Origin of the sequence: Xanthobacter sp. NM-59, from assembly GCF_021401125.1 — a bacterium.
Classification (GTDB): domain Bacteria; phylum Pseudomonadota; class Alphaproteobacteria; order Rhizobiales; family Xanthobacteraceae; genus Xanthobacter.
In genome coordinates this window covers 60627-70181 of record NZ_JACBFQ010000015.1, presented here as the reverse complement: position 1 = coordinate 70181, position 9555 = coordinate 60627, and the positions used below count along the sequence as shown (strand labels likewise).

At 68.2% G+C, this 9555-nt stretch carries 6 protein-coding genes; 1 reads left to right on the top strand and 5 read right to left on the bottom strand.

The window, feature by feature from the left end; genetic code table 11:
* Window positions 1-115 precede the first annotated feature (115 nt).
* Together chrA and L0966_RS20890 are read right to left on the bottom strand one after the other, a co-directional pair.
* Window positions 116-1342, bottom strand: coding sequence for a chromate efflux transporter (gene chrA, locus L0966_RS20895; protein WP_234054017.1), 1227 nt, complete (start codon window positions 1340-1342; stop codon window positions 116-118).
* 168 nt (window positions 1343-1510) lie between these two features.
* Complete coding sequence (locus tag L0966_RS20890; protein WP_234054016.1) at window positions 1511-1960, bottom strand: helix-turn-helix domain-containing protein; 450 nt, start codon at window positions 1958-1960, stop codon at window positions 1511-1513.
* A gap of 77 nt (window positions 1961-2037) precedes the next feature.
* On the opposite strand from L0966_RS20890, the gene L0966_RS20885 reads away from it, so the two are divergent.
* Window positions 2038-4344 (top strand): heavy metal translocating P-type ATPase, encoded by a 2307-nt coding sequence (locus L0966_RS20885; protein WP_370640793.1) that lies wholly within the window; start codon window positions 2038-2040, stop codon window positions 4342-4344.
* An 86-nt stretch (window positions 4345-4430) separates the two neighbouring features.
* Here the strand turns inward: L0966_RS20885 and L0966_RS20880 are convergent, their stop codons facing one another.
* From L0966_RS20880 to L0966_RS20870, 3 genes are all read right to left on the bottom strand, one after another.
* The gene (locus tag L0966_RS20880) at window positions 4431-7040 is read right to left on the bottom strand and encodes a plasma-membrane proton-efflux P-type ATPase (RefSeq protein ID WP_234054015.1); all 2610 of its coding nucleotides are present in this window, start codon (window positions 7038-7040) and stop codon (window positions 4431-4433) included.
* Window positions 7041-7234: 194 nt separating this feature from the next.
* Window positions 7235-8485, bottom strand: a complete 1251-nt coding sequence (locus L0966_RS20875; RefSeq protein WP_234054014.1) for an SLC13 family permease — start codon at window positions 8483-8485, stop codon at window positions 7235-7237.
* A gap of 129 nt (window positions 8486-8614) precedes the next feature.
* Complete coding sequence (locus tag L0966_RS20870; RefSeq protein WP_234054013.1) at window positions 8615-9466, bottom strand: polyphosphate kinase 2 family protein; 852 nt, start codon at window positions 9464-9466, stop codon at window positions 8615-8617.
* Between the last annotated feature and the right edge of the window lie 89 nt (window positions 9467-9555).

The window sequence follows — 9555 nt, the reverse complement described above, 5'->3', positions numbered from 1 at the left end:
ACGGCTTCAGGAACTCCCCCAGCGCCTCATCCCAGTTCGCCATGGCCTGCGCTCCCATCCGGGCGCAAACCTCAACACCTCAACGTTATCAATCCGTTAATCTGCCAAAGTAGTGCTAGGCGATGGCCCGCAGCAGGCCGATGCCGGCGAGCAGTGCCACCACCAGGATGGGCGGGGCCTGCCAGCGGGTGAGAAGCAGGAAGCCCGAAAGGGCCAAGGCAAAATCCGCCGGCGCAAAGACGGCACTCGTCCACACGGGATCGTAGAGCGCAGCGCCCAGGATGCCCACCACCGCGGCATTGGCGCCGCGCATGGCGGCCTGGGCACGGGGCCGCTCCCGAAGGGCGTTCCAGAAGGGCAGCATGCCCGTGACCAGCAGCAGCCCGGGTAGGAACACGGCAACGAGCGCCAGGATGGCACCCCCGATGCCATGCGGCGGCGGCTCCATGATGGCGCCGAGATAGGCGGCAAAGGTGAAGAGCGGCCCGGGCACCGCCTGGGCGAGACCATAGCCGGCCAGGAAGTCGGTGGCGCTCACCCAGCCCGGCGTCACCACGGCCGCCTGCAGCAATGGCAGCACCACATGGCCGCCGCCAAACACCAGAGCCCCCGAGCGATAGAAGGCCTCGAACAGCGCCACCGCCTGCCCCTGCCCCACCAGAAGCGGCGGCACCAACAGCAGCAGCGCGAACAGCGCCAGCAGGGCCACACCCAGGCGGCGCGACACGGGAACCGCCATCGGCCGGCCGATGGCGGCAGCCCCGCCGCGGCAGAACCACAGGCCGGCGAGCGCGCCCAGAGCGATGGCACCAACCTGCCCCACCGCACCGCCGACAAAAACCACCAGGAGCACGCTGCAAAGGGCGATGGCGGCTCGCGGCTGGTCGGGCGCCAGGTTCCGCGCCATGCCCCACACCGCCTGGGCCACCACCGCGACCGCCACCAGCTTCAGCCCGTGCAGCACGCCCGCCGCCCAGGCCCCTTCCCACGCCGCCGCCGTGAGCGCGACCGCCACCAGCACCGCCGCCGATGGCACCGTGAAGGCGAGCCACGCGGCGAGCCCGCCCCAAAGGCTGCCGCTCCGCAGAATGCCGAGGACGAAACCGAGCTGGCTGGAGGCCGGCCCGGGCAGGAACTGGCACAGGGCCACCAAATCACCGAAATGGGCCTCGTCCAGCCAGCGGCGCCTGAGCACCAGCTCGTCGCGAAAATAGCCGATATGGGCGATGGGGCCTCCAAAGGAGGTGAAGCCCAGCTTCAGAAAGGCACGGAACACCTCACCCGGCGTGCCCGTGGGGGAGTGGCGCGGCGAAGCGCCGGCGGCATCGGGGTCGCTGTTCATGGCGGGCGCAACCTTGGCTGGGGCAACCGTGCTGGCGGGAAGCGAAACCGGAAGCGAGCCCTCTCACGTGCGCGGACGGGCACTCCGGCATCGACTGTCGCCACCGTTATGGCGGACGGCGCCAAGCGTCAACGCGGCGGTGGCCCGCAGTCCTCCCCCGGGAGAGCTTCAAGCGGTGGCGCTGGTGTCCTCGCCATGTCCGTGAAAGCGGCATTCGCAATGATCGGCCAGCACTTCGATGACGCGGCATTCCGCCACCCGGCCATGGCTGCATTCCGCCACCATGCGTTCCAGCTCCACCTCAAGGACCTTCAGGCTGGCGATGCGCTGGCGCACCTCATCGAGCCGCCCGCGGGCAATCTCGTCGGCGCTCGCGCAGGACTGCTCGGGGTGGTCCTGCAAGGCCAGCAGCTCGCGGATCGCCTCGATCTCGAAGCCCAACTCGCGCGCGTGGCGAATGAAGGCCAGGCGCTTCAGGTCCGCCGGCCCGTAGAGCCGCCGGTTGCCCTCGGTGCGCAGCATGGGGGGAAGCAGCCCGATCTGCTCATAGAAGCGGATGGTGGGCACCTTCACCCCGCTCGCCTTCGCCGCCGCCCCGATGGATACGCCCTCGCTCATTTTTCCCGCCTCCGCCCCTTGCTCCTCTAGTCGCTAGAGGATGTAGGGTGCCCGGGAGTTCAGGGAAAGGGGTCATCGTGAACGCTCCCATTGCGCAGACCCGGTTTCGCGTCACCGGCATGGATTGCGCGTCGTGCGCGGCCAAGATTGAAGGCGCCGCGCGGCGTGTCGACGGCATCGAGGAGGTGTCCGTCTCGGTGGCTGCGGGCACATTGACACTCCGCCATGGACCACAGGCGGACCTGGAGCGGCTGAAGCAGCGGCTCGGCGCCCTGGGCTACACCCTCGCGCCCCTGCCCGCCTCCCCCTCCGCGCCGGCGGAAGGCGCCCGGGCGCCCCACGCGCACGCCCATGGAAAGGACGATCACGACCATGCCCATGCTGAGCATGACCATGACCGCCACGCCCATGGTGAGCACCAGCATGGTGAGCACGAGCACGGCTGCTGCTCCGGCTGCGGGCCCACCGCCGCGGAGGCACGCCCCGCCTCCGCCCATGCTCACGGAGCCGAAGCGACCGACGGCCCCTGGTGGCGTTCCGCCAAGGCGCGCCTGACCCTCGCCAGCGGCATCGCTTTGGCGCTCGCATTCGTGGCGGGCCTCGTGGTGCCGCAGTTCGACACGCCGCTCTTCATCCTTGCCATGCTGGTGGGGCTGGTGCCCATTGCCCGGCGCGCCATTGCCGCCGCGGCCGACGGCATGCCCTTCACCATCGAGATGCTCATGACCATCGCCGCCCTGGGCGCGGTGGCCCTGGGCGCGGCGGAGGAAGCGGCCGCGGTCGTGTTCCTGTTCCTGGTCGGCGAGCTGCTGGAGGGGGTCGCGGCGGGGCGGGCGCGCGCCTCCATCTCCTCCCTCGCCGCCCTGGTGCCGAAGACCGCCCGGGTGGAGCGCGATGGCGGCGTGCGCGAGGTGAGCGCGGAGAGCCTCGCGCTGGGCGAAACCATCCTCGTGCGCCCCGGCGACCGCATGCCGGCCGATGGCATCATCATCGCCGGTGAAAGCGACATCGACGAAGCCTCCGTTACCGGCGAGAGCACACCCGTGCGCAAGGGCCCCGAGGATGCCGTCTTCGCCGGCACCGTCAACGGCGATGCGGCCTTGCGCGTGAAGGTCACCGCCACGGCGGAGGACAACACCATCGCCCGCGTGGTGCGGCTGGTGGAGGAGGCGCAGGAGAAGAAGGCCCCCACAGAGCGCTTCATCGACCGCTTCGCGCGCTATTACACGCCCGCCGTGCTGGGCGTGGGCGTGCTGGTGGCGGTGGTTCCACCGCTGGCCTTCGGCGCATCCTGGGATGAGTGGATCTATAAGGGCCTCGCCCTGCTGCTCATCGGCTGCCCCTGCGCCCTCGTCATCTCCACACCCGCCGCCATCGCCGCCGGGCTTTCGGCGGGCGCGCGGCGCGGCATGCTCATGAAGGGCGGCGCGGTGCTGGAGACCTTCCGCAAGGTCGACACCGTCTGCTTCGACAAGACCGGCACCCTCACCGCCGGACGGCCGGAGGTGACGGACATCCTGCCATTCGCCCTGCCGGCGGAGGAGGTTTTGCGCCTGTCCGCGAGCCTGGAAACGGGATCGTCCCACCCCCTCGCCCGCGCCATCCTGGAGCGCGCGGCGGCCGACGCCATCGCCGTGCCCACGGCGCAGGAGGCCAAGGCGCTGCCCGGCAAGGGCATCACGGCGCAGGTGGAGGGCCGCGCGCTCTTCCTGGGCTCCCCTGCCGCCGCCGGGGAGTGCACGCGGATGGGCGAGGTCGAGGCCGCCTGCATCGCCGCGCTCAACAAGGAAGGCAAGACCGTGTCGGTGCTGGTGGTGGATGGCGTGCTGGCCGGCGCCCTCGCCTTGCGCGACGAGCCCCGCCCGGATGCGGCGAGCGCCCTCGGCACCCTGGCCGGTGCCCGCATCCGAACGCTGATGCTGACCGGCGACAACCGCCGCACCGCCGAGGCCATCGGCGCGCGCCTCGGCATCGCGGTGGAAGCCGAGCTGCTGCCCGCCGACAAGCAGCGCATCGTGAACGAGCTGAAGGCGAAGGGCGCCGTGGTGGCCAAGGTGGGCGACGGCATCAATGATGCCCCCGCGCTCGCCACCGCCGACATCGGCATCGCCATGGGCGGCGGCAGCGATGTCGCGCTCGAGACCGCCGACGCCGCCGTGCTCCACGGACGGGTGCGGGACATTCCCGCCATGATCGCCCTGTCGCGGCGCACCATGGGGAACATTCACCAGAACATCGCCATCGCCTTGGGCCTGAAGGCGGTGTTCCTGGTGACGACGGTGGCGGGCATCACCGGCCTGTGGCCCGCCATCCTCGCCGACACCGGCGCCACCGTGCTGGTGACCATGAACGCCCTGCGCCTGCTGGCCTTCCGGCCGGAGTGAGCGCGAAGGGTACCGGAACGCAGCCCAGGAAAAAGGCCGGCGGGAGCCTCCCGCCGGCCTTCTGCCTTTCACGGGGTGCCGGCGTCTCAGCCCGGCATCACCGGCCCGATCGAGGCATCGATGATGCTGCTCTTGCGGTCGCGCGCATTCACGATGCGGAAGTAGAACAGCTTCACCACGTCCATGATGACCATCCACACCAGGCAGTAGCCCCACACCACGCCAATCAGCAGCCACGGCAAAGCCGGCATGAACCAGCCGAAGGCGCACATGAAGATGGCGAAGACCTGGGTGCCCATCACCGCGGTGAGCACCTGCCAGCTGGGATAGGGCGGCAGGAACAAGGTGCCCTGCACGCGCGAGACGAAGAACAGGAGGTGCCCGCCCGCCGCCAGCTGCAGGAACAACATGGTCTGAACATGGGGATAGTCCATGTGCAGGATGGCGGTGAGCTCCGGGCTCTTCATCCAGAACATGCCGATCACCACGATGCCGAAGCTCTGCACCAGCGCCATGATGCCCATGATGGTGGAGAAGGAGATGATGCGGTGCATGTTCCACCGCACCGGCTTGTCCTGCACCTTCACATTGTCATAGGCGATGGTCATGATCGGGATGTCGTCCAGAAGAGCCTGGAACACGATCATGATCGCGGTCAGCGGCATGAAGTTGTAGACGAGATAAGTCAGCACCACGACCAACATGATGTTGAGCGTCATCGCGATGCGGTAATAAATATAGCTCGTGATCCGCTCGAAGATCGCCCGCGCCTCCATGATGGCGTGGATGATGGTCGAAAGGCCCGGCGCGGTGAGGATCAGCGCCGCCGCGCTGCGGGCCGCATCGGTGGCGCCGGAGACGGCCACGCCGCAGTCCGCCTGCTTCAGCGCCGGCGCGTCGTTCACGCCGTCGCCGGTCATGGCGACGATGTGGCCGCGCTCCTGCAGCGCTTTCACGATCTGGAACTTGTGCTCCGGGAACACGCGGCCGAAGCCGTCCGCCACCTCCACCGCGCGGGCGGCATCGATGGCGATGTGATCGGGATTGGAATCCTCCCCAAACACCTCGCTCGCCACCAGAAGGTGATCGCCCAGGCCGAGCTGGCGGGAGATCTCGCTGCCAATGGCCACGTCGTCGCCGGTCACCATCTTCACCGTCACGCCCAGTTCCTTGGCGCGGGCGATGGTTTCGGCGGCATCGGGGCGGGGCGGGTCGAGCATGGGCAGCAGGCCCAGCAGGGTCCAGCTCTGCCCGTCCTGGGAGCGGGCCACGCCCAGGGCGCGGGTGCCGCTGCGGGCCAGACGGTCCACATCCGCGAAATAGTCCTTGGCGCTCTCCGCCGAGAGGCCGCAGAGGGCCGCCATCACCTGCGGCGCCCCCTTGGCATAATGCACGGTCTTGCCATCTGGCCCGGTGACCGTGGCCGCGGTCTTCTTGTTCACCGGATCGAAGGGCGTGAAATCCACCGGCTTGTATTGGGCCAGCACCTGCGGATCCTTCACCGCCGCCAGCACCGCCTTGTCGATGGCATCATCGCTCTGCTTCTGCGAGGCGAGGGCCGCGCCGAGGATCAGCTCCTCCGGCTTGGCCCCGGCCCAGGGGATGGGGGCCTGCAGGGTCAGCTGGTTCAGGGTGAGGGTGCCCGTCTTGTCCGAGCACAGCACATCCACGCCCGCCAGCTCCTCAATGGCCGACAGGCGCGAGACGATGGCTTGCCGCTTGGACAAGGCCAGGGCGCCGAGAGCCATGGTAACCGACATCACCGCCGGCGTCGCCACCGGCACGGAGGCCACCAGCAGCACCAGCACGAGTTGGACGATATTGCCCGCATGCTGCCATTCCCAATGGCCATCGTGAACGATGTCGCGGTGCACCTGTGCGAACACCAGCACCATGGCCAGCGCCGCCGACAGGATGATGAGGAAGTCGCCCATCTGCAGCACGGCCTTTTCGGCGTGCGACTTCGAGCCCGCCGAGGCGACGAGCTTGGCGGTGCGGCCGAAGAAGGTGTTGTTTCCCGTGGCCGTGACGAGGCCCGTCATGGAGCCCTGGCGGACGATGGACCCCGAATAGCCGCTGTCGCCCACATTCTTGGACACCGGCAGGGATTCGCCGGTCAGCGCCGCCTGGTCCACCGAGAGATACTTGCCGTCCGTCAGGATGAGGTCGGCCGGCAGGGTGTCGCCGCCGGCCACGCTCACCACGTCGCCGGGCACCAGCTCGGCGGTATCCACCGTCGCCCACTGCCCGTCGCGCAGCACGCGCGCCTTCAGGGCTAGGCCTTTTTTGAGCGCCGCCAGGGCGCTGGCGGCCTTGCTGTCCTGCCAGAACCCCACAATCGCGTTGTAGATGAGCAGGCCCATCACCACCGAGAAATCGGGCCAGTCGAACCGCAGCAGGGAGAGCAGCGCCGCCGCCTCGATCATCCAGGGAATGGGACCCCAGAAGTAGCCCAGCAGCTTCTGCCAGCGGCTCTCTTCGTGGGCGGCAATGGCGTTGGGGCCGTATTTCTCCTGCCGGGCCTTGACCTCGGCTGCCGCCAGCCCCTGGGGCGAGCTGCCCAGCGCGCTGAACTGAGCCGCGATGCCCGCCGCATCAAGCCGCGCCCCGGCGCCGGCCGAGGATGACGCCTTCTTCTGCGCCTGTGGCGGCGCCGCCCCAGCCGCGCCCGCTGTCACCACTTCCGTCTGTGACATATCCCACCCCCGATTTTGCCCGCCTTCCGGCGAAGCCTGCGCCGGATGATGGAGCCACCTCGTGATGGTTTATTTGACTTTCAGCAAAGGCGCAGGAGCAATGAAAGAAAATCGTGCACCGTATCGTCACCGCAAACAGGGATTGTGGCCCGTAGGCCACAGGCGCGGCCGCACGGGCCGGCGGCAAACCCGCGTCAGTGGGAGATGAGCACGATCCACCCCACCGCGAGCAGCATGCAGGCCAGCGCCACCGGCACGCCGGCGCGGGCGAACTCTCCAAAGGAGATCTTGATGCCGCAGGCCGCCGCCTGCTCCACCACGATGATACCTGCCAGACTGCCGAACACGATGAGGTTGCTGGAAAAGCCGGTGCCCAGCGCCAGCGCCGCGCCGAGCGCGTCCGCCAGCGACTTGGACTGGCCGGGATCCAGGAACGGCACCAGCAGCATCACCGCCGGATTGTTGCCCACCACATTGCTGAGCACGCCGCTCACCAGGAACAGCGACAGCGGCTCGTTCAGGTTGAGGCCGGCGCCGCGGATGTCGTTGAGCAGGTTCTGCGGCAGCCCTGTGGCAGCCATGGCCGCATTGACCACGAACAGGCCCATGATGAGCAGCAGAAGATTGCCATCCACATGCTTGAGCATGTCGCTGGAGGCGATCTTGCGATTGATGAGCAGCACGCCGGCCGCCCCCAGCGCGATGAGATCCCGCGGCCAGTCGCTGACCACGAAGGCCAGCACCACCAGGAAGGTCATGGCGCCGGCCTTCAGCGTTTCCGCCATGTCCAGTGTCGGCACCGCCACGGTCGCGACGGTCGGGTGCTCGCTCTCCGGCTGCGCCAGGGTCCAGCGGCCGCGATAGAGCCACACCACGATGAGCCACACCAGAGGCAGGGACAGAAGGGCCGGCACCGCGGCCACCGCCAGGAAGCCGTTGAAGGAGAGGCCGAGCTGCTGGGCCGCGATCATGTTCTGCGGGCTGCCGATGAGGGTACCCGCCGAGCCCGTGTTCGCCGCGAAGCAGAAGGCCAGCAGGAACGGCACGGGATTGAGCCCGCGCGCCAGCGTCACCGAGACCAGAAGCGGGGTCATCGCCACCACCACCACGTCATTGGTGAGCACGGCCGAGAGCAGCCCGCCGACGGCGATGAGCACGGCCAGCAGAACCGGCGCGCTGACGGGCAGCATCGCCACCTTGTTGGCGGTCCAGCCATAAAAGCCCGACACCACGAACGCGGCCGAAACCACCATGAGCCCGAACAGCATGCCGACCGAGCTGTAGTCGATCGAATCCCAGGCCGCCTTCGGGCTGATGCTGCCGGCCACCATCATGGCCAGCGCGCCGACAATGGCCGCGCCGGTGCGGTCCACCTTGAAGCCCGGCAGCTTGCCGAAGCCCATGGCGACATAGACCAGCAGAAAAATCAGGTAGGTCAGACCCATGGGTTCCGCCGTGTGTCGTGTCCGCGCCCTCGGGCATGGACGGGCGGGGAGCTTTTCACGATTCGCCCCCGCGCGGAAATGCCCGGCCCGGCGCCGGCACAGGTGCGCCGGCCCGGGCCCAAGCCACCGTCAGGCGCTCTTGCCCGATTTCTCTGCCTTCACCGCGTGATGGTAGTCGCGGCGGATCTGCTCCAGGTCCACGGTGGGCGCCGGCAGCTTCAGGTTCATCTCGTCCAGTGTCTCCTCGATGATCTTGGAGACGGCGAGATTGCGGAACCACTTGTGGTTGGAGGGGATGACATACCACGGGGCGTGCTCGGTGGAGCACTTCGCCAGCATGTCCTCATAGGCGGCAATATACTGGTCCCAGAACGCCCGTTCCTTATAGTCCGCCTCTGAGATCTTCCATTGGCGGGCCGGATCATCGAGACGCTGGGCAAAGCGGGCCAGCTGCTCCTCGGGGGTGATGTAAAGGAAGAACTTGAGGATGGTGACACCGGACTGGGTGAGCATCGCCTCGAAATCGTTGATCAGGTCGTAGCGCTTCGACCAGACCTCCTTGGGCACCAGATCGTGCACGCGCACCACCAGCACGTCCTCGTAATGGGAGCGATTGAACACCGCCACCTGGCCGAGGCCCGGCGCATGGGGATGCACCCGCCACAGGAAGTCGTGCAGGCGCTCTTCCTCGGTGGGCTGCTTGAAGCCGGTCACATAGGTGCCCTGCGGGTTCATGGCGGCCATCACATGCCAGCAGGTGCCGTCCTTGCCGGCGGCATCGATGCCCTGGAGCACGACGAGAAGGGCGTGCTTCTTCTCGCCATAGAGCTTCTGCTGCAGCTCGGCGAGACGCGCGACATTCTTCGCCAGGTCCTCCTTGGCGTGCTCGGCGGATGCGTAATCGCCATGGAAGGCGGCATCCACATCCTTCAGCCGCACCCGGGTGCCGGGCTCGACGATGAGCTTCTTGCGCAGGCCCATCCTGCTCTCCTTCTCGGTGAAACCGCCGCCTTCCACCCTGGCCCTCATATCGGACAAGGTCGAGCCGGCCAAAAGCACTTTAGGGCGCC

What these genes read in the sequence shown, in the direction of transcription:
- chrA (WP_234054017.1), bottom strand. Translation starts at nt 1,342, where the DNA reads ATGAACAGCGACCCCGATGCCGCCGGCGCTTCGCCGCGCCACTCCCCC.
- L0966_RS20890 (WP_234054016.1), bottom strand. Translation starts at nt 1,960, where the DNA reads ATGAGCGAGGGCGTATCCATCGGGGCGGCGGCGAAGGCGAGCGGGGTG.
- L0966_RS20880 (WP_234054015.1), bottom strand. Translation starts at nt 7,040, where the DNA reads ATGTCACAGACGGAAGTGGTGACAGCGGGCGCGGCTGGGGCGGCGCCG.
- L0966_RS20875 (WP_234054014.1), bottom strand. Translation starts at nt 8,485, where the DNA reads ATGGGTCTGACCTACCTGATTTTTCTGCTGGTCTATGTCGCCATGGGC.
- L0966_RS20870 (WP_234054013.1), bottom strand. Translation starts at nt 9,466, where the DNA reads ATGGGCCTGCGCAAGAAGCTCATCGTCGAGCCCGGCACCCGGGTGCGG.